The following is a 531-nucleotide window of genomic DNA, read 5'->3' on the forward strand; positions in this document are numbered from 1 at the left end:
CGGTTCTGGTAGAGCAGCTCGATCTGCGGGCAGAGCGGCATGTAGTTGTGCCACATGTAGTGGAACCGCGTCTGCGGGAACTTCTCCTTGAGCGCCAGCACCTCCGAGGAGATGCCCTCCATCGAGTGCAGCACCACGTCGTCGAAGGGCCCTTGTGCGGTCAGCACCTCGGCGAAGACCTTCGCCACCTCCGGATCCGAGCGCCACAGGCCGATATCGTAGAACATGTCATGCGCCGGCGCCTTCACCGGCGAGTTGAGGATGCGGAAGCTCTTCACCCCGCGGTCCTCGAGGATGTTCGTCGTCGGCTCGTAGCGCGTCTTGCGGTTCGTGTAGGTGTAGTGGTGCCCGGCGCTCAGCACGGAGAATTCGTAGGCCGGATCGCCCGCCAGCTTGTCGAGCAGGTTGCGCAGATAGACCGAGACGCCGCCGCCCCGGAATTCGGGATCGTCGAACTGCGCCCAGTTGTAATGCAGGATGCGACGCGGTGCGCTCATGGTTTCCAGTCCTCGAAATCCGCCCGGGTGCGCG

The 531-nt window shown here is 63.8% G+C and carries 1 pseudogene; it reads right to left on the reverse strand.

Annotation, left to right across the window (positions count from 1 at the left end):
- Positions 1-497, reverse strand: a pseudogene (locus tag FGX59_RS37320) (glycosyltransferase); the annotation flags it as partial.
- Positions 498-531: the final 34 nt, after the last annotated feature.

It is taken from the genome of Poseidonocella sp. HB161398 (assembly GCF_005870025.1).
In the GTDB taxonomy this organism is placed as follows: domain Bacteria; phylum Pseudomonadota; class Alphaproteobacteria; order Rhodobacterales; family Rhodobacteraceae; genus Mangrovicoccus.